Origin of the sequence: Bradyrhizobium sp. 482_C4_N1_8 (assembly GCF_052075965.1) — a bacterium.
GTDB classification, from domain to species: Bacteria; Pseudomonadota; Alphaproteobacteria; order Rhizobiales; family Xanthobacteraceae; genus Bradyrhizobium; species Bradyrhizobium barranii.
Genome location: NZ_CP197231.1, coordinates 1054646 through 1077116 on the forward strand (window position 1 = coordinate 1054646; position 22471 = coordinate 1077116).

The following is a 22471-nucleotide window of genomic DNA, read 5'->3' on the forward strand; positions in this document are numbered from 1 at the left end:
ACACGCCGCGCCGGGACGGAAGCTCGGGCCATTTTTGTTTTGGGATACGCCCGGTGGAAACATCAGTGGATACCTTGCGCGCTCCACAAATCTGTCGTGCGCGAATGCCCTCAGTCCGGAAAGCTCAGGATCATTTTCAGCAGCTTTGGAAACCGCGCGTTGATATCCTCTTCGCGCAAAACGTTGCGGTGCTGGACGCCTTGCTTTGACGTCCGGATCAGGCCGGCCTCCCGCAGGATCCGAAAATGGTTCGACAGGGTCGACTTCGCCATGTCAGGGCAAGGCGCCGCCTCGGTGCACGACATGCAATCGTTTTGCGCGGCCAGGCTTTTGACGATGCGCAGCCGCATTGGATCCGCGAGAGCTCCAAGCACCCCGGCGAGTGTAATCTCGTCCCGCGATGGGTGAACGAACTGCACCATGCTCAAAATATAGCACGTCCCTTGAATTCATTCAATAGTTCACTAGTATTGAACTATTGAATATCGGCATCCCGCCGAACAACGGAAGACATGCGATGACCAAGAGACTCGAAGGCAAAGTTGCGCTCGTGACCGGCGCATCCAAAGGCATTGGCGCCGAAATCTCCGCCCGGCTTGCGGCTGAGGGTGCGGCGGTTGCCGTCAATTACAGCGCCAGCAAAGAGGCCGCCGACCGCGTGGTCGCCGCCATCATCGCCAAGGGTGGCAAAGCCGTCGCCGTGCACGGCAACCTGGCCGATGCCAAAAACGTGAAAAGCGTCGTCGCGGAGACCGTGAAGGCGTTCGGTGCGATCGACATCCTCGTCAACAATGCGGGCATCTACGAGTTCGCGCCGCTCGAGGCCATCACGCCTGAGCATTTCCACAAGCATTTCGACCTCAATGTGCTCGGGCTTCTGTTGATCTCGGGGGAAGCGGTGCAGCACTTCAATCCCAATGGGGGCAGCATCATCAACATCAGCTCGGGCGTATCGACCATCGCGCCGGCGAACACCGCCGTTTACACTGCGACCAAAGCCTCGGTGGATGCGATCTCCTCCGTGCTGTCGAAGGAACTCGCGCCGCGCAAGATCCGCGTCAACGCCGTCAATCCGGGCATGATCGCCACCGAAGGCGTCGTGTCCGCCGGCCTGCACGAGGGCGACATGCGCAACTGGATCGAATCCACCACCCCGCTTGGCCGCATCGGCAAGGTTGAGGAGATCGCTGCCGCGGTGGCTTTCTTCGCTTCGGACGAAGCGTCCTACGTCACGGGCGAGACACTCCACGTCACCGGCGGCCTTCGCTGACGCGTGACGTACCCTGGCGGCCCGACATCGCTGAAGGGCGTCGTCCCGGCATGGTCGGTGGTGGTGTATCCCGCAACCAGGTTCGGACTTTACCGGTCTCGATGAGAAAATGGCTCGCATCAAGCGAGCCATTTTTATTCTGCGGGTGAGAGTCCTGATGTCACCGCGAGCCACGCAGTGAGCCAGCGGTGCCGTCGGATCCGAGCTTTACGGCTTGTCGTCGGCCTCTTCGCTTTCCGAAAGCGCCCGATAGCGCACGAGATCGGGATCACCATCCATGTAGAGCCCAATGAAGCCCCGATAGCCGAAGTCGTCGCGGAGAAGCACGAGCAGCCGATCCAGATCCTTGTAGGTACGATCTTCCTTGTCGCCCCAGGTTCGCAGCGGCAGGAATTCGCGTCGCCAGCTCGGCCGAACATAGGCCAGGTGCTCCGCCATACCCTCGATCGTCTTGGTGATGATGAGGACATTGCGCAGGTGCCCGCCATTTTGCAGCTCCTGCTTGATTTCCCCTTCCTGTAACCCTTTCGCCAAGGGTCGCTCCCGCAAATTGATCGCCCAAAGGACGAAGACCACAACGGGGGCAGACTTCCTTGCACCGACCAATCCGCAGTCGCTTTCCGACGTGCGGTCCGGAAGATTCGGACCGAGTCGAACTGCTCCATGGCGAAAGCTGCCTCCGACCCTGTGTCTATCAGCGAAAGGGGTTGCCTTGCGAGCCGGCAATGAGGTGACGCGCACAGCAAGCGCTTCGATCGCTGCTGCATTCACACGTCGGCGGCATCGACGTTCTCCCGGCGATGCGAACGAAAAATCGATGTAACATCAGCTACATCGATAGGGTTGCGAACGCGACGAGATGCTCCAGGCTCGCGGTCGACCCCGATGCATCTTCCTCTAGGCCACTCCGCCACCCGGCTCTTGCAGGTGGCGGAAGGCGGCGGGCACGTTGACGGAGTTGTGCGCCCAATCGAACAGGCTGTACTCGCCGTAGTGCGCCATGGCGACCGCCTCGAGCGTGGCCTCGATCGATCGACCTTCTGCGATCGCCGTGCGCACGGCGCTGTCGAGCTCGCGAAGATAGCGAAGCGGGAATTCGATGTCCGCGGGACGCATCGGCCGGCCGTGGCCTGGAATGATGGTTGCGTCTTCCGGCAGGAAGTCGCGCACGCGCGCAAGGGTCGTCATCGTCTCCTTGTGCCGCCCTTCGAGGAGCCACGGAAGCGCCGGAGACGGTGCTTGGATCATGTTACCGACCCAAAGCACCTTCGCGTCTGGCGCCCATATGACCAAATCGCCTGGCGTCTGCGCGAACCCAAAGTGACGGACCTCGACGATGCGGCTGCCCAGATCGACGCTGATCATGTCGGGGACGGTGATGTCAGCGGCGCGTGCCTGCACGCGTTCGATGCCCTTCCCCTTACCCATGAGGCTGATCATGAAACGGCGATCGTCCTCGAAGCTTTCTTCCATGTAGCGCTTGGTCGCCGGATGCTGAATCACGACAGTGCTGTCGGGAAACAGGTAATTCCCGTAGGCGTGGTCGCCATGATAGCTGGTGTTGACGAGGAAGCGGATCGGCTTCGACGTCACTTGCCGTACGAGCCCGATAAGCTGCGAGGCGAGATCGCCATTCAGCATTGACTCGACGACGAGTACGCTGCGTTCGCCGATCACGAAGCCGGCCGTGGTGGCGACGTGGTCTTTCTCGAACACGTCGTCAGGCATGACCGCGAAAACGCCGGGGGCCAGTTCGTTCGATGTGAGGTTCACCCGAGCCGCATCCCAGGGCGGCGCTGCTTCTTGCTCACCGTCCTGCGTCATCGGATGGGCCTCCTGTTTGAATGATGCCAGACAACCGCCCTTTGCGGACGCCGTTACTTCGCTGCTGCGCGGGCGGCCTGTTCGATTGCGTCGGCCACGACTTCAGGGTTGGAGACGGGGACGGCGTGCGAAGCGTTCACCTCGATGACGGTGGAGTGGGCGCGATCGGCTTCGAACTTGTATTCATCGACCGGAATGGCGCGATCCTGCAGCGGCCTGACTTGCCAGCTCGGCTTGCTCGTCCATGCCGCGGATGTCAGCGGTTCGGTTAGGGCCGCCAGGTTCATGGGGCGTTGGCCGGCGAGCATCAGGGCGGCCACGCTCGCGGGCACGTCGGCGGCAACGTTGCTGTGAAACTTGTCGGGCTGGTAGAGGAGATACGTGCCGCTGGTACCGTCGGGCAGGGTGTAAGTGGTCGGCTCGACGGACGTGGGGAATGTGCTGCCGGGGTACCGTTCGAGCAAATGGGTTGCGGCCTCTCCGACCGCGGGCATGATGGAGGCCGCGTAGACAAGGCCCTTGACCTTGGGGTCGTCCCCGGCCTGCGTGATGACGGCCCCGCCATAGGAGTGGGCCGCCAGGATCACGGGCCCCTGGATCTTGTCCAACAGGCTGCGCAGGTACGCGGTGTCGATTGCCGGGCCCAGCAGCGGATTGCCGAAGGCGACGACCGGGTAGCCGTCGCGCTGCAGCCTCTCAATCACTCCATTCCAGATCGACGCGTCTTCGAAGGCCCCGTGCACAAGGACGACAGTGGGCTTGGGCGATTCCTGGTTCATCGTGAGTCCTTTTTCAGGAGAATTAGGGGGAGGTCGCTTCGCTGAAGTGTTCGTTAAGTCGCGTCGCCCAAGCTCATCATCTGCCTTGCAACGAAGAGCCTCGGTAAGACGCTCTATTTCTGGGCGATGACGTGAAGCCGGTGCACCTTGGGAGCTTCGGAAAACAGCTCGCCTGCCTTCGCGAACAGCGCCTTTGCAAGTTCGCCGTTCAAATGCGCGTCTCGTCCAACTTCGTCATTGAACGTGTCGATGATTCCGTAGCGTCCCGGCTCCTCTTCCTTGAGCCCGTACCACGCCGCTATTCCGGCCTCTGCCTTCGCCATCGCGGCGCCCTGCTTCAGGAAAGCTTCGACTTCCGCTTCCTTGCCCCGATTGGCTTTCAACTCGACGAAGAAGGCGAACTTGGCCATGCCATTGATCCTTTCGGTTGCATCCGACTATTGTGCGTCTCTATATAAAATGCGTTTTTATAAAAACACATCAAAGAACGCGTGGGATTGGTTCGCTTTGTCGTGATCGAAGAAAATAATATAGCCGCGTAATTTCAGATACTTGGTGCAAGTCATATTTTCGATAGCGAGTCGTCATCCAGAATGAATTTGAAAATTCATAAGAACTGTATCAGAAGTCTTTTTATGAAATCACCGGTGGTCTCGACCATCACGGCCTTGCCGTCTTCACGGGTCGTGCGGTGAGATGAGCGGTGCCGAAGCGATGATGAGATCGTTGCGGTCACACCCCCGACGACGACTTAGGACCTGCTCGGAGCCTTACCGAGAGGTGGAAGCAAGTGTTGCGCGGTGTGAGGCGATAGCTGCTCGATGGCCGCTCGAAGGTGGGCCGCAGCCTTCGAATGCTCGGGCCCATCGAGCATGCGCAATGCTTCCAGCATGAGCGACAACGCCACCGAGGCATCGGAGATCGCGTCCGTCATGATCGTTCCTTTCGATGCGTGCACGATCTTCAGAGCGTCGGCCCTCGGCATCGACGTCGCGGGACGCGCTCACATCATCAGTTCGGTGTCCTTGATGTCGGCGATGGGGCCGAGGATCGCAGGGTCAAATTCATCCAGAGAGCTGCGGTCCAACAGACGCTTGGGCAGGTCGGGGTTCGCCAAGGCCCCGCGGCCTATCGTGACGACATCGGCGCCATCGTCGAGCGCAGCCACCGCCTGCTCGATGTTGTGCAGGCTGCCATTGGCGAAAATCGTCGCTTTGGGGGCGTAGCGCTTGGCGAGGCGCATCAATGACGGGCCGTCCTCGGCGAAAGCAGGCTTCCACGCCTCAAACTCGGTCACATGGACGAAGTCGGCGCCGGCATCGCCGAGGCTGCCGAAGATGATTTCGGCGTCACGCTCCGCACCCGCCCATTTGTGATGATAGTCGTTCACCTTGCCTTGCGAGATACGGACGCCGACCGGCACCGCGCTCCCGACCTTCGCGCGCACCGCCTTGAAGGTTTCCACGATTAGCCGCACGCGGTTCTCCGTGGCGCCGCCCCAGCGATCGGTTCTGCTGTTGGCGTAGTCGGTCAGGAACTGGTCGAGCAAGTAGCCGTTGGCGCCGTGAATCTCGATGGCGTCGAACCCGGCGACCTGGATCGCTCGCGCAGCCGAGCCCGCGAAGCCGGCGATGGCGTCGGCGATCTGCTCTTCCGTGATGGCTGCCGGCAGTACGTAGCGGTCCTTTCCGTGATAGAATGTCATCTGCTCGCCCTTTGGCTGAATGGCAGACGGGCCCACCGTGCTGTCGCGAAAGCGATTGCCTTGACTGATCGCTCCCGCATGCATCATCTGGGCAATGGCCACCGCTCCGTGCGACTTGATGCCGTTGACGACCGGCTTCCAGGCCATGGCCTGCACTTCGTCGGTCATGCCGGGCTGATGGACGTAGCCCTGCGAGAACGCCTGGTCTGTGTAGATGCCTTCGGTGATGATCGTTCCAAACCCGCCTCGCGCGAACCGCTCGTAGTATCGCGTCATGGTTTCGGTGGCCCGGCCGTCCTGGGTCGCCGTGATGCGCGTCATTGGCGCAACAGCAAGACGGTTCTTCGCGGTACGGCCGTTTATATCGATCGGCGTGAAAAGCGCCTTCGCTTCGCTGTCCATCATTTTTGAATCTCCAGAGCCTTTACCTTCGGGAGTGGCCTCCCTTGCTGGAGATCGATTTAAATCTCGCCGTGAGCCGACAGAAGCCCGGCTGGAAGCTAAGCACTTTATCGATTATCGTTATAAAATGGATTTCGCGGATGTGGCCCTGTTTCGCAGCATCGTGACCGCCGGCAGCCTGTCCGCTGCGGCGCGAGAGATGGGCACGACGCCAATGTTGGTCAGTCGAAGGCTCGCAGCGCTCGAAGCCGAGCTGGGCGCACGCCTGTTTCATCGGACGACGCGCTCGCTATCGCTCACCCCTGAGGGCGAGGCCTTTTTGCCTCACGCCGCCGCCCTGATAGCCGCCCGCGATTCAGCATTCGAGTCCGTGTCGTCCGCCGGCTCGGGGCTCTCAGGTGTGCTCAAGGTCACCGCGCCGAACGTCATCGGCCATGCGGTCATCGTACCCGTCGTGGCCAAGCTGATCGCGGACAACCCGGCGCTTCGGGTCAATCTTGTCCTGAGCGACGATCGCGTCGACATCGCTTCGGTGGGTCTCGACGTTGCGATCCGCGTGGCGCCGATGAAGCCTTCCGACATGATCGCGACAAGACTCGCCGACAATCCCTACATCCTCTGCGCATCGCCAGCCTATATCGCTCGCTTCGGCGAGCCGGCAACGCTGGGCGATCTGGTGAGCCACCCCTGCATCAAGCTTCATGCGATGGAGACCTGGCCGTTCGTACGTGGAGGCGAATTGGAGCAGATCCGGATCGCCGGCCCGCTGTCGGCCAGCACAGTCGACGCTGTTCGAGCGGCTTGTCTTGCGGGCGTGGGGGTCGCCATGATGACCTATTGGGATGTTTACGAGCAGATTGAACGCGGAGAGTTGAAGCGCATCGTTCTGGCGGATGCCGCGCCGGTTGAGCTTGGGATATGGGCGGTTTTCCTGACTCGCGCGCAAATGCCCGTCCGGGTAAGAGCGTTCATTGATGCTCTGCGAAAACGGCTGCTTGCGGGCACACTGCCGTGATCGTCGCGACGTGCAATCGCCGGCGAGCGGGAAAGCTCGCCGGCGACGCGTCGCTGGGCAGAATGCCACCTGTTACCGCGTCAGGCGAACCAGATCCTGCCTTAGCAGATAGAAGGAGACCGCGAGCAGCACGACGTCCTTCATCAGGAAGGGCACGTTGCCCGTCATCGCGGGGAAGCCTCCCGCGGCGACGTCCCAGCCCTCCGGCATGAAGGGAATGATGGTGACGGTCGCGATGAAGGTGCCGGTCGAGCCGAGGGCGCCGAGCACACCAAGCCGGTGGCTCCAGAAGCCCGAGAGCAGCAGCGCGCCGAAGGTCCATTCAGAAACGCCGAGGAAATAGCTGGCGCCGGCATGGCCGAACACGGGATAGAGCCACCAGATCAACGGGCCGTTGCTGATGAACGGGACCAACCGTTCGAACTCGTACGGAAACCACTTCTGGTAACCGAAGAAGAAGAACATGATCACCATCGAGGCGCGGACGACATGGTAGTCGAGATCTTCCGCGAGCAGGCCGGATCCCTGCAGGGCGCGGACGAGAGGATTTTGGGCGGTGTGGGTGTTGGCAAGCGTGGTCATGGTCGTGATCCCTGATGTGAGATGAGCGACGTGGCGGCCGTCGCGTTAGGCGACCGCCGGGAAGTCGATCTCGGTATCGTTGATGCGGTTGAAGACGTTGGTGAACACGGTGGTGGCAAAGGCGAGGCTGATGTCGACGAGCTGCGCGTCGCTGTAGCCGGCGGCCTTAATCGCGACGAAATCCTTGTGGCTGACGGTGCCGCTGGTGCGCGCAAGCTTGTCGACGAAAGCGACCAGCGCATCGCGCTGGGCATCACCGGTGGGCCGGCCATCGCGGATCTGCTTCACAATCTCCGGCGCCAGGCCGACGAGCTTTGCGAGATGGCTGTGGGCGGCGACACAATAGTCACAGCCGGCGGCTTCGCTGATGACGAGCTTGATGATCTCCTTGTCGGACTTGGTCAGTCCGCCGGAGGCGAGCACAGTGTCGGCAGCGAGCACGGCCTTGAGCGCAGCGGGGCCATGGGCGGCGATGGCCGCAAAGGTGTTCGGCACGCTGCCGATCGCCTTCTTGATCTGGGCATAGACCTGGCCGGAGGGGCCGGCGTCAGTTTCGAGGTTCGGGACGGAAAGTCGGGACATGATGGCACTCCGTGTTGGGGTGGTGAACGATTGCGGAGTGACAGTAGGGTCGTGGCATGAGATGTTGAATGCTTGATATGCTTGTATATATGCTCAATCGTCTCAAATGACATACCGAGAGAGGAATACGATGGATTGGCTGAGCCGGCTGTTCGAGATGATGCCGGTGCGCGGCCGTCTGGACCTGCGCTGCTCCTACGGCGCGCCCTGGCGGATCGAGCAGGGGCCGGGCGAGGTCAACGAGATCCCGTACCATGCGGTGCTCGCAGGCTCGGCGGTGCTGGACGATCCGGCGGGAGGCCGGCCGTTGCTACTGGAGGCCGGCGACATTCTGCTGCTGCCGCGCAACCCCCGGCACGTGATGCACGACGGCAGCGGAGCTGCGCCGCTGAAGGCCCGCAACCGCGCCTCACTCAACTTCACGATCAGCGAGAATCCCGGCTCGGACGCGCGGCTCGATCTGCTGTGCGGACATTTTTCGATCGCCCCGCCGCACGACCGGCTGCTGCGCAACTATCTGCCGCCGGTGCTGATCGTGAGGGCCGGCGCGCAGGCCGGAGAGCGGGATACGGCGGGGCAGCTCGCAGGCCTCGTTGCCTTGATGCGCGGCGAGACCGCAGACGATCAGCTGGGTGGCCGCGCGATGCTGAACGCGTTGTCGACGGCGATGTTCGCGCTCGTACTGCGCCTCGCCAGCGAGACCGGGGACGCGCCACGCGGGCTGCTTGCGCTCGCAGGTCACCCGCGCCTCGCGCCGGTCGTCGCGGCCATGTTCAATGCGCCCGCGCGCGCATGGACGCTGCCCGAGCTCGCGCAGCTCGCCAACATGTCGCGTGCGACACTCGCCCGTCAATTCCAGGAGAAGGTCGGACGTTCGCCGAGCGAGCTGCTGACCGACATCCGCATGACGCTGGCAACGAACGAACTGAGGAAATCCTCGCTCTCGACCGGAGCGGTGGCTGAAGCGGTCGGATATCTGTCCGAGGCGGCATTCCAGCGGGCTTTCAAGAGCCACATGGGCATCACTCCCGCGCAATGGCGAAAGGCTGCGCAGTCGCCTGCGACGATTGACGAGCTGGAGCTGGCGAAGAGCGCCGAGGCGGCATCGGGTGTCGAGAATGCCTAGGCCGGCGCGCGTGAGGTGGCCGGGCTAGCTCAACATCCGCGGCAGATGATGAGCTTGCGATCCAGCATCTGATCGCGCTGCTGCTGCTCGCGCTCCCAGGCCGACAGGGCATCTGATTGAGGCGCGTCGGCCCGGCTCGGCTGACGGTGGCCGACCGGAGCGAGCCAGGGCAGGCGCGACGTCGGCTCGACCGAGGCGAAACGCGCGGCGGCCCGCGACGGCAGATCGGGGAGGACGTCGCGAGAGCTGTTCCGGTCGGAAGCATGTGCGGGCGACAGCAGGCCGATCAGGAGAAGGCCCGCAAAAGTGGAGCGGATCGAGCGTGTCTGGTTCGAACGATGGGACATTGTGGCGCTCCCGTAGCGGAGGCTCGGGATGAGCGGCTCCGTTGAGGGCCACAATAGTCGTGGACGCGAAAGGCTGAATGCTGCGCGATCTCGAAGATATGCTCGTTCGTCTCACGAGCGTCGATGGAGGGGACTGGTTGCAGCTTCAGCGGGCTGGCCACCAGGCGTTGGCTCGGCGACCACCTCGGCGATGTCAAGATTACGATCGGGGCCGTGTGGAACCACTAATTGGCCGGGTTCGAGACGCAGCTGCGTGCCATCGAGATGGACCGTCACGATGTCCGGCTCGAACGATACAAAACTGGAGATGCGCCGGACTTCGGGATAGGCGTCGGGATACGACCATGCCGCCTGGCGCGCGTCTCCGATGGAGTAATAGCTGCAGAGGCCCTTGTACGGGCAGAAGGTCTGGAGCTTGACCGGAGTGAGGGCAGACTCATCGATGTCGGCACGAGGAACATACCAACGCGGTGCAAAGCCGGACTCATAAAGGACCAGCGGCCGCCTTGTATCGGCTATGACCTGGCCCTGGTGGTTGACCACCAGGTTACGAGAGGTCTGGCGGATGTCGATGCGGTGATAGGGATCGGCGGCATGGCCCACGATGCGTTCGTCTTCCTCGTAGAAGGCATCCATGGCCCGCCAGGCAAAAGCGATCAGACCCTGCAAATCGCCTGCATGGGCGGGCAGGTCGGTGTGCCGCCATGCTCCGCGCGCCGCGATGTGTTGCTCGTCGACCCGAACGCTGTACCAGGACGTCGGCCCAAGATCGGCGTGTTGAGTGATGTGCTCGGTGGGTTCCAGCACATGTGGGGAAACATCGGCCTCCGGGAAATAGGCGACGGGATAACGGCCCGGTTCGAAAAGCAGGAGCACCCGCTCGCTATCGGCGATCCAGCTTCCCCCAAAGCGCACGCGGATGCGGCGGCGTAACGGTTCGACGTACAGGAGTCGCTTGGGCAGCGGCTCGGGGACGAGAAAGCGGCCGATTGCTCCCGTTGAAAGCGGGCCTTGTTGCCAGGACAGTCCCAATTGATCTCTCCCTGCAGCACGCCGTCGATGGCGGATCTGTTCCGGCCCGTGCTTGGCTTCGCCGGCGCGATCCGATGGCTATATTTCGTCCGCGGCCCGGCCTTGGTTACAGGTCATCCCACCAATTTTGCGGCGTGATGACGCCAGCCGAGATGATTCAACCAACCGTAAAGCCGTCATCGATCGGAACAGTGAACTGGAAGACGGCGCCGCGCGGTTCGTTTGCGGTCGCCCAGAGCCTGCCGCCATGCGCCACGATGATCGAACGGCATATCGACAGTCCGACACCGAGGCCGCCCGATTTGGTCGTGTAGAAGGGTTCGAACAGCCGCGCGAGGCTCTCCGCAGACAAGCCCGGTCCCGAATCCGTGATCGATACGCGTATGCTCTCGGCATCTGCTCTCGCGGTCTGGATCAACAGCTCGCGCTTGCCCCCCGTTGTCTCGCTCATGGCCTCGATGGCGTTCAGGATCAGGTTGAGCGTGACCTGCTGCAGCTCGACGCGATCCCCGATGACCTTGGGCAGACGATCGGCGAATATCGTCTGGATCGACACATCGTGCCGCGCTGCTTCAGCCTGCGTGAGTTCGATGACTTGGCCGATGACGCTGTTGATCGCCAGGGAATCCCGTTTGGGCGGTGATTTTTTGACGAGATCCCGGATTCGCTCAATGACCTCGCTGGAGCGGATGCCGTTCTCGATGGCGCGTGTCAGCGCCCTGCGCGTCTGCTCCAGTGCCGGTGGTTGGTGATCGAGCCAGCTCAAGGCCGCTTGCGCGCTGGCGATGACGGCGGTGTTCGGCTGATTGACCTCGTGGGCGATCGACGCCGTCAGCTGTCCCATCACCGCCACGCGGTTGGCGTGGGCCAGCTCCATCTGAGCCACGCGGTAACGCTGCTCGTTCTCGCGTGCCTCGGTTTCGGCGCGCTTGCGCTCGCTGAGATCCAGCACGAAGGCAACGCCTTGCTCCTGCTCGTCGTCGAACAAGGCTCCGCCGGTCAGCACCGGCACCCGGCTGCCGTCCTTGCGGAAGAACGCCTTTTCGAACGGGTGGACAACCCGCGTCGCCTTCAATTCGGCCCGGGCGCGGTCGGTGCGCTCCTGCCATTCGGGCGGCGTCAGATCTGCCCAGCGCAACCGGCCCGCGGCGAGATCCTCGCGATCATATCCCATGGTCTTCAGGAACGCGTCGTTGGCATCGAGGATGTCGGGGGTGTGATCGAAGATGAAGATCCCGATGATGTTGGCCTCGACCAGCCGGCGGATCCGCGACTCCCGCTCCTGAAGCTCCCGGTACAGACGGGCATTGTCGAGCGAGGTCGCAGCCTCGGATGCGAGAAACTTGAGGATCGCGATCCGGGCGGGTGTGAAGACGCGCGAGGCGAGATTGTTCTCCAGATACAGAAATGCCACCGCCCTGCCTTGCTTGACGAGCGGCACGCACAAGGCTGATCGGACGTGCTTCTTCTGGATGTATTCGTCGCCGCCGAACGCGCTGCTCGTCGAGGCATCGTCGAGCACGACGCTTTCCTGGGTGCGAGCCGTGTAAAGGACGATCGACATCGGGACTTCAGCGGCGGAGATCGGTGAATCGGCGAGATCGAGAGCGATCAAACCGCCGCCTGTCACCGCGTCCGCCCGAATTCTCAGCTCGGAACCCCTCGGTAAAATCAGCACGCCACGTTCCGCACCCGCGTGCTCGATGGCCGAACGAAGCAGGGTCTCCGTGAGCTTCTCCAGCACGATCTCGCCTGAAACAGCCTCCGACACCTTGAGAACCGTCGCAAGGTCCAGCTGCTCGACAGGTGCTCCGATCGTCCCTGCGGCGCTGAGCGCGGATCCTCTCTCCCGCAGGTTCGGATGGAGTTTCTCGAGCTGGCTCACCTTCGCCTCGGCGCCCCAGCGCGCGTAGCAATCGCGCGCTTTTGTCAGGTAGGACAAGACAACCGTTCGAATGCCGCGCGCCTCGTAGAACCCTGCTGCGCGTTCCGCAGCGATCGCCTCGATCTGCGCGAATCCGGATTCTTGCGCCAATCGGATCGATTCCTCGTAGAGCTGTTCCGCCTCGAGTTCGCGGCCTTCGATGCGCGCAAGTTCCGCCGCGACGAGCTTCTGCCGGGCAGCGTAATTCGCGGGGCAGCGGTTGGACCAGACTGTCAGCTTGCGGTGGTGTTCCCGGAGGTCGCCGAGGCGCCGCTCGCGATCCTCGGGGCGTGATGCGTGATAAGCCCCGGCATGAGCGAGTGCCGTGTAGAACCGGTATTCGGTGAAATCCGAATAAGAGCGGACGCACCATGAGAGCGCTTCTGCGCGTGCGGCGAGGGCAATCGCGACATCGTCACGTCCGGCAATGACTTCGATCTGAATTTGCGTCGCGTAGTAGAAGAAGGCGCTTATCGGTTCGCTCGCATCCGAGGGCTGAAGCGCCGCGGGGCTCTCGAAGTCATTCCGGCCATCGCGCCCCATAAGGCTCTGCGCCAGATCTCGTTGCCTGATGAGGCCCTCCGCAGCCAATCGGACGCCCAGACCCTCGGCGAATGCCAGGGACCGCTCGGCGCGCGAGCAGACGTCCGTGAGCGGATCGCCGCAGAAGAGATCCACCGATATCAGTCCGCGATGCGAATACGCCGCGAATGCCAGATCTCCGGTCGTCAAGCAGATCGCAAGAGCGCGCCGAATGAACGGCCGTCCCGATCGGATCGGGAGAATCCATGGGGTCACGTGAAGGCCGAATACCAAAAGCGCCCGGCCGCTCAGCCCTGTCTGCGGCTGCCTGTCAGCAAGGGCTGCGCCAAATTGCGATAGCCGGAATCCAAGTTCAGCATCGGTTGAATTGCTCGCGAGCACGCCGAATATGGCGGTCAGCGGGTAGCACGCTTCAGGGCTGGTCCCGTGCTGGAGCGTCAGTCGAGTGGCCTCCAAGAGCATGGTGTCGGAGAGGTTGCGATCGGTGAGAAACGCAGGCGTGAGGAGGTCGGCCAGGACGCCCATGGTCGCACGATGATCCGGATCGGTCATCGGCGGTAGCGCATGAAGCTGCTCGTCGGACAGCTTTTCGGTCAAGCTCCGCAGGCGTCGCCGATCCTCGTCCACCTCGCTGCGGCTGGGATGAGGAGACCAGTCAATCCCGGTTCTGCGCAAAAATGCGAGGCAAACGTCGACCGCGCGCTCGAGCTGTCCCGCGGTGGTGTATAGCTGCGCCTGGAGTCTGGCGACCTCGGCGCTCGCCTGAATGTCCGAACAGCTCTGCGACAGGACCGTCAATTCCGCTTCCGCCGTGTTCAGCTCGCCGAGCAGGAATTTGCATTCGGCGTGGAGCAGGCCGATCGCGAAGGCGTCCCGGCTGCACCGCGGATGCCCTTCCTCCCCGAGCAGTTCGCGGGCGATTTCAAGGTAGGTTGCCGCCGCGTGGTAGGCCGTTGCATTTCGCGCGCGCCGGCCCGCGGCGAGATTGACGGCAATGACCTGTTCGCGTTCAGCGCCGTTGGTCAGAGCGGCGATGCCGCGGTTCAGCTGGTTGGCAACGATATAGACGCGCTCGTTGGTTTCGTCGGGCGTCAGCTGCGCTGCCAGGACCAGACCGATCCGAAGGTGCAGGGCCGTTCGCCTGTCCTGGTCCGGTTGAAGCGCATAAGCGGCCTCTTGCACGCGATCGTGGACGAACGCGTAAGAGCTCTTGAGGCGTCGGACCAGTTCGAGACGCGTCGCGTCTCGCAGATCCGCGTGCAGCGTCTGCTCCGATGCTCCGTGCACGAGGCAGAGCGTTGCGATCTCGGCGCTGTTGCCCAGGCAGGCCAGCTCCAGCAGGGCCCGACGTGTCTCGTCGCGCAAACCGCTCAGCTTGCCGACCATGAGGCGCGCGACGTTTTCGGCGTAGCTTTTTTCCTTGATGCGTTCGAGATCCCAGCGCCACTGTCGCTTGTCATGATCGAAGGTCAGTAGGTTTTCTTCGGCCAGTGCCCGCAGAAACTGCGTGAGAAAGAACGGATTCCCGTTCGTCTTCTCGTATATCAGCTGCGCCAGGGGCATGGCGTATGCCGGCTCGCAGTGAAGTGCATCCGCGGTGAGTTCCTCGACGGCAGCGCGGGTGAGGGGTGCCAGGTCGATTTCCCGCACCCGTTTACGGGAGGCGCGAATTTCGACGAGCCGTTGTGCCAGCGGATGTTTGACGTCGACATCCTTGCGTCGAAAGGCGGCGATGAGAAGCAGATTTTGCAGGTCGGATCTGTTCAGAAGAAACGCGATCAGATCAAGTGTGGCCACGTCGAGCCACTGCAGGTCGTCGAAGAAAAGCACGAGCGGATGGTGAGGTTTGGCGAAGATGCCAATGAAGCGTCGAACGACGAGTTGGAAGCGTCGCTGTGCGTCTTGCGGGGGAGCCTCCGGGACAGGCGGTTGATCCCCGATCACCAGCCGCAGCTCCGGTACGAGATCCACCATCAGCTGACCGAGCTGGCCCAGCGCTTCGTGCAGTGCGTTACGCCAGGGTGCCAGATCGGCATCGCTCTTGGCGAGGAGGCCTCGGATAAGGCCTTGGAGCGCATGCGCGAGCGTCGCGTAAGGCATATCGCGCTTGTGCTGATCGAACTTGCCGGAGGCGAAGAACCCTCCCAACGGGACCAAGGCCTTGTGCATTTCGTCGACGAAAGCGGACTTGCCGATACCGGAGGGGCCGGACACCAGGATCAACTCGGGCGTGCCGCTCCGGGTGACGCGATCGAACGAGGTGAGCAACGCCTCGATCTCGTGCTCCCTGCCGTAGAGCCGTTCGGGAATCAGCAGGCGGTTCGGTGTATCGGTTTGGGCCAGGACGAAATCATCGATTCGTCCCTGCGCTTCCCATTCGGCGAGTGACCGTTCCAGGTCGCTCTTGAGACCGGCTGCGGTCTGGTAGCGGTCCTCGGCCGTCTTGGCGAGGAGCTTCATGATGATCGCCGACACGGCATAAGGCACGCCATTGACTCGTTCGGCGGGCGGAACGGCACGTCTCGCGATGTGGCTGTGCACCCATTCCATCGGACTGGCCGCGGTGAACGGCAGTGCGCCCGTCAGCATCCGGTAGAACGTCACGCCGATTGCGTACAGATCGCTGCGGGAATCGACGGACCGATTCATGCGGCCGGTCTGCTCGGGCGCCATGTAGGCCAGCGTGCCCGCCATGGTCTCCGGTGGTTCGAGCTGCTGTCGCTCGCGCGGCAGGCGAGATGCGAGGCCGAATCCGGTGATCCTGACCTCGTCTGCCCCGGTCACCAGAAGATTGGCCGGCTTCAAATCCTTGTGGACCAGGCCCTGCCGATGCAGCTGGTCGACGGCGGTGGTGATGCCGAGAGCCAATCGCAAGAAATGGTCCAGCTTCATCGGCGCGCCGAGCAACTGCTCGAGCGGCTCGCTGCCGGGATCTTCCAATATCAGCAAGGTTCGACCACCGTCGCGAATCAGCTCCAGCGGCCGTACGGCCCAGGTCCCATCGAGCTCGTCGCGCAAGGCGTATTCATGGGCGAGCCGGTCGAGGACCGCGGCCGGCGGATGTTCCGTCGCCGCCCTTACGGTCAGGACACTGTTGACATCGCCATCGGCGCCCCGGCGCCATTCGCGACAAAAGACGCGCTCGCCGTCGTCCCATGACGCTTTGAGACCGGCATTGCCGTTCGTGGATACCCGCGAGGATACGTGCATCTGCCGGACTCCGGAACTAGCCGGCCAGTCGATTGAAAAGGAGGGAAAGGTGCTCACCTGTCCCGTCCGGGAACGTACTCCCAACGCCAATCCCCAACAATAGCCGGGATCGGAGCCATGGCATGAGCCACATTCGGATTTCGGGGCGTGGCTCAACCAACCGCAAAGCCGTCATCGATCGGCACGGTGAACTGGAAGACGGCTCCGCGCTGCTGGCTTCAGGCTGTTCACTCTGCGAATAACCTGGCTGAAGTTCAGACCCTCCAGCTTTGAGCGTGGGGGAATTGCGGGATTCTTCGAAAGGTCATTCAGCGAGGACAGTTTCAAGATCTGTAAGCCGTCGCCGCAAACCTACGCTCAAATGGAGAATGAACTTGGCGTCCCCTCGCAGCTCTGCATGATCGCCTGCCACGCCTGGGATACGCGTAGCGCCGTGGCGGCCGGCTGGGAAGCTGCGTTCATCGGGCGGCCCGGCACGCTGATCCTGCTCTTCCAGTGCCAACCGGCACTATTGCATCGCTTCCTGTCGAACAATCCCGTTCTGAGCCGGTGACACGTCGGCTGCTGCCCGGAGGAGGTCACGCTTGAGCAGATAGACGGAAGCCGCAAGCAGTACGACATCCTTCATGAGGAAGAGGAACGGCAACGTGGCCGCAGGAAATCCGCCGGCCGGCGCGGGCCAGGCATCGGGGAAAAACGGAATGATCGTCACGGTGGCGACATAGGTCGCGCATGAACCCAGCGATCCCAAAATCGCCACTCTTCTGCTCCAGAAGCCGAGCAGAAGAAGCAATCCAAACAACAATTCCGCTGAACCCAGGAAGTAGGCCGCGCCGCGCACGCCAAACACCGGATACAGCCAGAAGATCAGCGGACCATTGCTGATGAACGGAATCAACGCGTGCGCTTCGTAGTCGAACCATTTCTGGCAGCTGAAGACGAAGAAGACGACGATCATCGCCACACGCGTGACATGGTAGTCAAAATCGCCTCTGACCAGATCGAGCTCGGACAGCTTCTTTATGAGATGGTCCATCTGATGTCGTCTCATCCTCGAGGTCGCGGATTGGCGCCAAGGGCGGCGTCGACGTCTGTCGCGATCTGAACGGTAGCCAAGCTTCGAAGGGCGCGCTGTGCGCGGGTTATTGTGCATTTCTCAAACTTGCGCTGTTCGGCCGCAGGCGACCGGGATCGGCGTGGCCTGACATCGCGTCGCCCTCGGTGGCTCGCTCTTGGCGCCGCAAACCCATACCAAAGTATGGGTCTGTGCATCACAATCGCGAGATTGTCGGAGGCACCCACCGAACGCATGCTCGAGGCCGACATGCGCAACCGATCCTGGCGCAGCTACTGGATTTTCCTCAGTTGGGGAGACCGAACATGTGCCTCTCGCGAACAAGCATCGAACGTCACGACAGCAGCCGCCTGGTCAACTGGAGAGCGGCTTGCGCTTCAATCGCCCGTGTTGCGATCGCGTTTCGATGATGATCGCGTCTTGCGAGGGTAAGTCAGGTGAAGGTCCCTTACGTAGGTGTCGTCGATGACGACGAGGCCCTGTGCCTGTCTTTGGTGGATCTGATGCGATCGATCGGCTACCGCTCCGAGCCGTTTGACAGGGCCGAAGCGCTGCTGAGCTACGCCGGCCGGTTCAGCTTCGACTGCATCATTGCCGACGTTCACATGCCTGGAATGGGTGGGCTCAACCTCGTTCGCGAGCTCCAGCAGCAGAAGGTCGGAGCGCCGGTGATTCTCATTACCGCGCTTCCTCACAAGCAGCTGGACGCCGAAGCGGCCTCGATCGGCGCATTCTGCCTTCTCAGAAAGCCGTTCGAAACGAGCGCGCTGCTTGAGTGTCTCGACAGGAGCCTTCGAAGATGAAAGCGCTCTCGGCTGACGACATCACGTCCTCTATGGCGACGCAATCGTCTGGCGGCGACGATCCGGGGCGTGCACGCCCCCGGGGGGATATGGATTCGCCGCGACATGATCGCCGGAGGGCGGCCCGTTGGGAGAGATGGAACGATTGTTCGGAGCGATGGGGCCGGCTTCTGCTTGCGGCGCGAGCAGGGGATGGAGACGCATATGAGCGATTGCTGCGGGAGCTGGATCTGTGGCTTCGGGCTTACTACGCGCGCCGGCTTCCCTATCCCGCCGCCGACGATGCGAGGCAGGAGGTGCTCCTGGCCATTCACGCGAAACGCCACACGTTCGCGGCCTCGAAGCCCTTCGGCGCCTGGGTTACGGCGATTGCCCGCTACAAATGGGTCGATCGCGTGCGCGATGCGTCTCGCTACAGCGCGCTCGCGCTCGACGAAGACATCGCAATCGAGGATCACGAAGGTGCCGCGATCAGCGCTGCTGCGCTGGACCAGCTGCTTGGCCGGTTGAAGCCTGCGCAAGAGACCGTGATCCGCCTCGTGAAGCTTAATGGTCTGAGCATCGCGCGAGCGGCCGGTGCGACCGGACAGTCGGCGGCCCTGGTCAAGATCAATATCCATCGCGGCCTGAAGAAATTGTCCACATTGGTATCCTGACGTCATTGCGGCCGCGGGCCGGGCCGACCGAGACGTCGTGCGAAGGAAAGCCGAAATTGCTTCAACTCCAGAACGAAATGCGATCTACGGTGGCCGACCTGACGGCGGCGTTCCGCTATGACATCATGGAAGGGCTGAGCCTCGCGCCAAAGGCAATTCCGGCGAGATGGCTTTATGACCGCCGCGGATCGGCTCTGTTTGAAGCCATCACGCTGCTGCCCGAATACTACCCGACACGAACCGAGCGATCGATCCTTGCGTCCGCAGCATCGGAAATCGCCGCGCTCGCGGGGCCGGGCCGCGCAGTCATAGAATTCGGCTCAGGCTCGTCGGCAAAGACGCGACTGTTGCTGGCAGAGACGGAGCCTTCTGCCTATGTGCCGATCGACATCTCGGGCGAATTCCTCCGGGAGGTTGCGGTAGGCTTGTCGCATGCATTCCCGGGACTGCCGATCTATCCAACCGAGGCCGATTTCACCTATCCCTTTGCGCTGCCGGACGAGATTGCCTCGACTGCGCGCCTCGGCTTCTTTCCGGGGTCGACGATCGGAAACCTCACTGTGCCTGCGGCGGTCGACCTGTTGCGGGCGATGGCGGTGACCCTGGGTGCCGGATCGATGCTGCTGATCGGCATCGACCGTATCAAGGATCAGGATGTTCTGCTGCCAGCATATGACGACGCGCAAGGGCTGACGGCCGCATTCAATCTCAACCTCTTGCACCGGATCAACCGCGAGCTGGGCGGCTCGATTCCCCTGGGCGCGTTTCGCCATTTGGCGCGCTGGAATGATGCGGAGGCGCGTATCGAGATGCATCTGGAAGCCACGCGCGACGTCCGCTTCGAGGTCGACGGTCGCGTCTTCTCGTTGTCGAAGGGCGAGACCATCCACACGGAGAACAGCCTCAAATACGGGCGGAGGGATGCCTTCGTCCTGCTGCAGGCCGGCGGATGGCATCCCGTCGCCGATTGGACTGACGACAGCGGGCTCTTCTCGGTCATTCTCGCGGAGCAAAGGCCCGCGCCGGCGGCACCCTAGGATGAATCGGGGCGCAGACGGAATCATTTCCAACAATATCGCCTCAATCGGCGCAATCCACGAACAGCGAGGCTCGTACACATGCTGCATAATGTGCGCGTCATCACGGCAATCAACTGCGTTGAGGCGCGACCATGCAACTCCGTTCATCCCTCATCCTGAGCTTCGCCGCCATTCCTCTAACCGCCCTGGCAGATCCGCTCCCGGCGCCGTCGCCGAAAGCGCCGAGCCCGGCTGAGACCGTCCAGGTGCAGCCGCGCGGCAATGAATTCATGCCGAATTCAGTCGCCGAGGATGCGTTGCAGAAGCGCATTACCGACTTCAACCGGAAACTGGAAGGTCTGGACGCAGATCTCGACAAGAAGCTGAAAATCTGCCGCGGATGTTGATCGAAATCCGGTTCAGCAAACAGCGATAGGTCTGCACATGAGGCACACTGTCACCGGTTCGTTCCACGACGGCGGAAGCGGGTGCGCGCACTTTGAGCGGATCGCCCCGATCCGGGATGACGAGCTCGAGCTTGTCGTCAGGGAATTGCAGCATCGCATGCGCAATATCCTCAGCATCGTTCTGTGCTTCGTGAACAACACCGATGCGAATACGACCGCCGATTTTCGCGAGGCGCTCTCGGCACGGATCGCGACCCTGTCCGACGCCTACAGGATGATCGAATCCGCGGGAGAGCAGCGCGTGTCTCTCGCGGCGATGCTGGAGCGAACGCTCAAGCCGCACGCGATGTTTCACAGAGGCCGCATTCTGCTCGCGGGGCCGGACCTCACACTGGAGCCGCACATCGCCTTGGCGCTGCACGTCATCATTCACGAGCTGGTTACCAACGCGAGCAAGTACGGCGCGCTGACATCGACGGCAGGAGCCGTCGAGGTGATCTGGGAAAGCCCGCCCTATCTCGGCGGACAAGGTCTTGCGATCCAGTGGCGCGAGCGCGGCGGACCGATTGTGACCAAGCCAGTACGCAAGGGCTTTGGCACGCAACTGATCGCAAGGGCCCTGCCGGGCGCGCAGGTCGATCTCGACTTCGCACCCGACGGCCTTGTCTGCCGGCTTCTGATCGATCTCGGTCAGGCGCTGACCGCGCAAGGGCCTGTCAGTTAGGATCAGGAGGATCGGCACCATGAGTACATTGGCGAGAGCCCAGCGCAAATCGTTCGCAAGCAGGCTGCCGATATCGGGGCTGCTTGCGGGAGACCTCGATTACCACATCGTCCGGGCGTCGATGGTGATCCTGTTCTTCTTCTTCGGCTACCAGAAATGGTGGGCGTACGAGGCGGACCGCCTGGACCCCTTCATCAGCAACGGTCCGCTGATCTGGTGGCTCTATCCCGCGTTCGGCCATCAAGGCGCCAGCTGGTTCCTCGGCGTCGCCGAATGGACCTTTGGTGCTTTGATATTCGCGGGCTTCTGGAGCAAGCGGCTCGGCATTCTGGGCGCCCTTGGATCGACCGGTACCTTCATCGCAACAGTCACGATCATTCCGTTTATGCCGGACGGTTGGGACGCTGCTGCAGGCGGCTTTCCGGCGATGACGGGTAACGTTCCGTTCCTGATGAAGGATGTCGTGCTGCTTGCGGTATCGTTGTATCTGCTGAAGCAAGATGCGGCCCGTGTCCTGAGACCTGAGGCTTGAGATACATGGCAAGGCAGATGCAGATCATGGCCAGCGCGAGAATGGGATAGTGCAACGAGACGGCCGCCGCGGCGAGGAAGCCGAACAGGGTGGTCAAGGATCGCATCCGCATCATCATGCGCGCCTTGTCCGGGATCGCCTCGATCGCCGGCCGGTCGACGGCTTCCCAGCACAGCAGCAGATAGGTCGCGTTCACCAGGGCGAATACGCCGGCGTAGACGGTGACGGGCAGCGGCGCCAGCTTTGAGCTCGCGATCCAGGCTGTCGAGAACGGCAGCAGCGATACGGAAAACAGATGAGCGAAGTTTCCCCAGATCAATCGGGGCGTCGCCGCGCTGGCATAGTGCAGAAGATGGTGATGGTTCACCCAGACGATGGCGATGAAGAGATAGCTGACTGCGTAGCCGATGACGGTCGGCCAGAGTTCGAACAGAGCATTGAGGCTCGGAGCGTGCGGCGGGCGCAGGTCCAGGGCGAGAATTGTAATAACGACTGCAAAAACCGCGTCCGAGAGGGCATTCAGGCGTTTTGTCTTCGGAGAGTCCGCGGTCATCATTCCTGTTTCCTTGCCGATGCAGGCCTGCGCGGCAGTGTCTCGACGCCCCGATCGGGCCTGAACAGCAGGCGAGTCATGCCGACGGCCAGCGGGGCGCACTGCCGCTGCTCCGCACTTTCGTAGACATTCGGAGCAAACGTCGCATCGGTTACAGCTGCTTCGAAAAAAATCGGGGCAATGCGCAACGACGTGCACGGCGCGGGCTCGTGAACCGCGGCTCTCGCGACCAAACTTGGCAACGTTCGCAAGTCCCGTTACATGTTGCGGCGTACTGACGCGCTCTCGTCCCACCCCTCGATACGCAAGCGGCGGGGTGATGCGTCGAGACGTCTGGAAATGATTTTCACGACGAGACATC

General features: G+C 62.3%; 21 protein-coding genes and 1 pseudogene. 9 read left to right on the forward strand and 13 right to left on the reverse strand.

Annotated features, from left to right (window positions below; all coding sequences use genetic code 11):
* Window positions 1-110: 110 nt before the first annotated feature.
* Window positions 111-422 (reverse strand): ArsR/SmtB family transcription factor, encoded by a 312-nt coding sequence (locus AB7Z56_RS04915; RefSeq protein WP_028148917.1) that lies wholly within the window; start codon window positions 420-422, stop codon window positions 111-113.
* 95 nt (window positions 423-517) lie between these two features.
* Between AB7Z56_RS04915 and AB7Z56_RS04920 the strand changes: the two genes are divergently transcribed.
* Entirely contained in the window at window positions 518-1270 is a 753-nt protein-coding gene (locus tag AB7Z56_RS04920; protein ID WP_063986064.1) for an SDR family NAD(P)-dependent oxidoreductase, read from the forward strand.
* A gap of 207 nt (window positions 1271-1477) precedes the next feature.
* Here AB7Z56_RS04920 and AB7Z56_RS04925 read toward each other — a convergent pair whose 3' ends face one another.
* The 5 genes from AB7Z56_RS04925 to AB7Z56_RS04945 all read right to left on the reverse strand — a co-directional run bounded on the left by AB7Z56_RS04925 (window position 1478) and on the right by AB7Z56_RS04945 (window position 5980).
* Window positions 1478-1846 carry a hypothetical protein gene (locus AB7Z56_RS04925; RefSeq protein WP_063980863.1) on the reverse strand — a complete coding sequence of 123 codons (369 nt, stop codon included), beginning with the start codon at window positions 1844-1846 and terminating at the stop codon, window positions 1478-1480.
* A gap of 321 nt (window positions 1847-2167) precedes the next feature.
* A complete protein-coding gene (locus tag AB7Z56_RS04930) occupies window positions 2168-3094 on the reverse strand; it encodes an MBL fold metallo-hydrolase (RefSeq protein WP_231143837.1) in 927 nt (308 codons plus the stop codon).
* A gap of 53 nt (window positions 3095-3147) precedes the next feature.
* Window positions 3148-3873, reverse strand: a complete 726-nt coding sequence (locus AB7Z56_RS04935; RefSeq protein ID WP_063980865.1) for an alpha/beta fold hydrolase — start codon at window positions 3871-3873, stop codon at window positions 3148-3150.
* Window positions 3874-3986: 113 nt separating this feature from the next.
* Complete coding sequence (locus tag AB7Z56_RS04940; RefSeq protein WP_063980866.1) at window positions 3987-4283, reverse strand: putative quinol monooxygenase; 297 nt, start codon at window positions 4281-4283, stop codon at window positions 3987-3989.
* A gap of 593 nt (window positions 4284-4876) precedes the next feature.
* Window positions 4877-5980, reverse strand: coding sequence for an NADH:flavin oxidoreductase (locus AB7Z56_RS04945; protein WP_425364320.1), 1104 nt, complete (start codon window positions 5978-5980; stop codon window positions 4877-4879).
* Here AB7Z56_RS04945 and AB7Z56_RS04950 point away from each other — a divergent pair.
* Window positions 5889-6995: a LysR family transcriptional regulator gene (locus AB7Z56_RS04950; RefSeq protein WP_231143839.1), complete on the forward strand. Its 1107-nt coding sequence runs from the start codon at window positions 5889-5891 to the stop codon at window positions 6993-6995. The two genes, AB7Z56_RS04945 and AB7Z56_RS04950, sit on opposite strands and share 92 nt — an antisense overlap.
* Window positions 6996-7067: 72 nt before the next feature.
* On the opposite strand, the gene AB7Z56_RS04955 is transcribed toward AB7Z56_RS04950, so the two are convergent.
* On the reverse strand, window positions 7068-7577 hold the full coding sequence (locus AB7Z56_RS04955; protein WP_063980869.1) for a YkgB family protein: 510 nt from the start codon (window positions 7575-7577) through the stop codon (window positions 7068-7070).
* Between the two features lie 45 nt (window positions 7578-7622).
* A complete protein-coding gene (locus AB7Z56_RS04960; RefSeq protein WP_063980870.1) occupies window positions 7623-8159 on the reverse strand; it encodes a carboxymuconolactone decarboxylase family protein in 537 nt (178 codons plus the stop codon).
* Between the two features lie 130 nt (window positions 8160-8289).
* On the opposite strand from AB7Z56_RS04960, the gene AB7Z56_RS04965 reads away from it, so the two are divergent.
* Entirely contained in the window at window positions 8290-9285 is a 996-nt protein-coding gene (locus tag AB7Z56_RS04965; RefSeq protein WP_063980871.1) for an AraC family transcriptional regulator, read from the forward strand.
* Between the two features lie 29 nt (window positions 9286-9314).
* Here AB7Z56_RS04965 and AB7Z56_RS04970 read toward each other — a convergent pair whose 3' ends face one another.
* The 4 genes from AB7Z56_RS04970 to AB7Z56_RS04985 all read right to left on the reverse strand — a co-directional run bounded on the left by AB7Z56_RS04970 (window position 9315) and on the right by AB7Z56_RS04985 (window position 17377).
* Complete coding sequence (locus AB7Z56_RS04970; RefSeq protein WP_231143840.1) at window positions 9315-9632, reverse strand: hypothetical protein; 318 nt, start codon at window positions 9630-9632, stop codon at window positions 9315-9317.
* Between the two features lie 111 nt (window positions 9633-9743).
* Window positions 9744-10664 carry a DUF427 domain-containing protein gene (locus tag AB7Z56_RS04975; protein ID WP_063980872.1) on the reverse strand — a complete coding sequence of 307 codons (921 nt, stop codon included), beginning with the start codon at window positions 10662-10664 and terminating at the stop codon, window positions 9744-9746.
* A 157-nt stretch (window positions 10665-10821) separates the two neighbouring features.
* The gene (locus tag AB7Z56_RS04980) at window positions 10822-16341 is read right to left on the reverse strand and encodes a trifunctional serine/threonine-protein kinase/ATP-binding protein/sensor histidine kinase (protein WP_063980873.1); all 5520 of its coding nucleotides are present in this window, start codon (window positions 16339-16341) and stop codon (window positions 10822-10824) included.
* Between the two features lie 508 nt (window positions 16342-16849).
* On the reverse strand, window positions 16850-17377 hold the full coding sequence (locus tag AB7Z56_RS04985) for a YkgB family protein (RefSeq protein ID WP_063980874.1): 528 nt from the start codon (window positions 17375-17377) through the stop codon (window positions 16850-16852).
* A gap of 476 nt (window positions 17378-17853) precedes the next feature.
* On the opposite strand from AB7Z56_RS04985, the gene AB7Z56_RS04990 reads away from it, so the two are divergent.
* The 6 genes from AB7Z56_RS04990 to AB7Z56_RS05015 all read left to right on the forward strand — a co-directional run bounded on the left by AB7Z56_RS04990 (window position 17854) and on the right by AB7Z56_RS05015 (window position 21557).
* Window positions 17854-18219, forward strand: a complete 366-nt coding sequence (locus AB7Z56_RS04990; protein ID WP_063980875.1) for a response regulator transcription factor — start codon at window positions 17854-17856, stop codon at window positions 18217-18219.
* Window positions 18216-18875 carry a sigma-70 family RNA polymerase sigma factor gene (locus AB7Z56_RS04995; protein WP_084794952.1) on the forward strand — a complete coding sequence of 220 codons (660 nt, stop codon included), beginning with the start codon at window positions 18216-18218 and terminating at the stop codon, window positions 18873-18875. Before AB7Z56_RS04990 ends, AB7Z56_RS04995 begins: the two co-directional genes overlap by 4 nt.
* Before the next feature lie 77 nt (window positions 18876-18952).
* Complete coding sequence (gene egtD, locus AB7Z56_RS05000) at window positions 18953-19912, forward strand: L-histidine N(alpha)-methyltransferase (protein ID WP_063980877.1); 960 nt, start codon at window positions 18953-18955, stop codon at window positions 19910-19912.
* Window positions 19913-20046: 134 nt separating this feature from the next.
* Window positions 20047-20301 carry a hypothetical protein gene (locus AB7Z56_RS05005; RefSeq protein ID WP_063980878.1) on the forward strand — a complete coding sequence of 85 codons (255 nt, stop codon included), beginning with the start codon at window positions 20047-20049 and terminating at the stop codon, window positions 20299-20301.
* A 37-nt stretch (window positions 20302-20338) separates the two neighbouring features.
* Window positions 20339-21025 (forward strand): sensor histidine kinase, encoded by a 687-nt coding sequence (locus AB7Z56_RS05010; RefSeq protein ID WP_063980879.1) that lies wholly within the window; start codon window positions 20339-20341, stop codon window positions 21023-21025.
* A 19-nt stretch (window positions 21026-21044) separates the two neighbouring features.
* Window positions 21045-21557 (forward strand): YkgB family protein, encoded by a 513-nt coding sequence (locus tag AB7Z56_RS05015; RefSeq protein WP_084794953.1) that lies wholly within the window; start codon window positions 21045-21047, stop codon window positions 21555-21557.
* Between the two features lie 283 nt (window positions 21558-21840).
* Here the strand turns inward: AB7Z56_RS05015 and AB7Z56_RS05020 are convergent.
* Window positions 21841-22470, reverse strand: a pseudogene (locus tag AB7Z56_RS05020) (TMEM175 family protein); the annotation flags it as partial.
* Window position 22471 lies beyond the last annotated feature (1 nt).

Coding starts and splice junctions, on each gene's coding strand:
- AB7Z56_RS04915 (WP_028148917.1), bottom strand. CDS start 422: ATGGTGCAGTTCGTTCACCCATCGCGGGACGAGATTACACTCGCCGGG.
- AB7Z56_RS04920 (WP_063986064.1), top strand. CDS start 518: ATGACCAAGAGACTCGAAGGCAAAGTTGCGCTCGTGACCGGCGCATCC.
- AB7Z56_RS04930 (WP_231143837.1), bottom strand. CDS start 3,094: ATGACGCAGGACGGTGAGCAAGAAGCAGCGCCGCCCTGGGATGCGGCT.
- AB7Z56_RS04935 (WP_063980865.1), bottom strand. CDS start 3,873: ATGAACCAGGAATCGCCCAAGCCCACTGTCGTCCTTGTGCACGGGGCC.
- AB7Z56_RS04940 (WP_063980866.1), bottom strand. CDS start 4,283: ATGGCCAAGTTCGCCTTCTTCGTCGAGTTGAAAGCCAATCGGGGCAAG.
- AB7Z56_RS04950 (WP_231143839.1), top strand. CDS start 5,889: ATGCGCGTCATTGGCGCAACAGCAAGACGGTTCTTCGCGGTACGGCCG.
- AB7Z56_RS04945 (WP_425364320.1), bottom strand. CDS start 5,980: ATGGACAGCGAAGCGAAGGCGCTTTTCACGCCGATCGATATAAACGGC.
- AB7Z56_RS04955 (WP_063980869.1), bottom strand. CDS start 7,577: ATGACCACGCTTGCCAACACCCACACCGCCCAAAATCCTCTCGTCCGC.
- AB7Z56_RS04960 (WP_063980870.1), bottom strand. CDS start 8,159: ATGTCCCGACTTTCCGTCCCGAACCTCGAAACTGACGCCGGCCCCTCC.
- AB7Z56_RS04965 (WP_063980871.1), top strand. CDS start 8,290: ATGGATTGGCTGAGCCGGCTGTTCGAGATGATGCCGGTGCGCGGCCGT.
- AB7Z56_RS04970 (WP_231143840.1), bottom strand. CDS start 9,632: ATGTCCCATCGTTCGAACCAGACACGCTCGATCCGCTCCACTTTTGCG.
- AB7Z56_RS04980 (WP_063980873.1), bottom strand. CDS start 16,341: ATGCACGTATCCTCGCGGGTATCCACGAACGGCAATGCCGGTCTCAAA.
- AB7Z56_RS04985 (WP_063980874.1), bottom strand. CDS start 17,377: ATGGACCATCTCATAAAGAAGCTGTCCGAGCTCGATCTGGTCAGAGGC.
- AB7Z56_RS04995 (WP_084794952.1), top strand. CDS start 18,216: ATGAAAGCGCTCTCGGCTGACGACATCACGTCCTCTATGGCGACGCAA.
- egtD (WP_063980877.1), top strand. CDS start 18,953: ATGCGATCTACGGTGGCCGACCTGACGGCGGCGTTCCGCTATGACATC.
- AB7Z56_RS05005 (WP_063980878.1), top strand. CDS start 20,047: ATGCAACTCCGTTCATCCCTCATCCTGAGCTTCGCCGCCATTCCTCTA.
- AB7Z56_RS05010 (WP_063980879.1), top strand. CDS start 20,339: ATGAGGCACACTGTCACCGGTTCGTTCCACGACGGCGGAAGCGGGTGC.
- AB7Z56_RS05015 (WP_084794953.1), top strand. CDS start 21,045: ATGAGTACATTGGCGAGAGCCCAGCGCAAATCGTTCGCAAGCAGGCTG.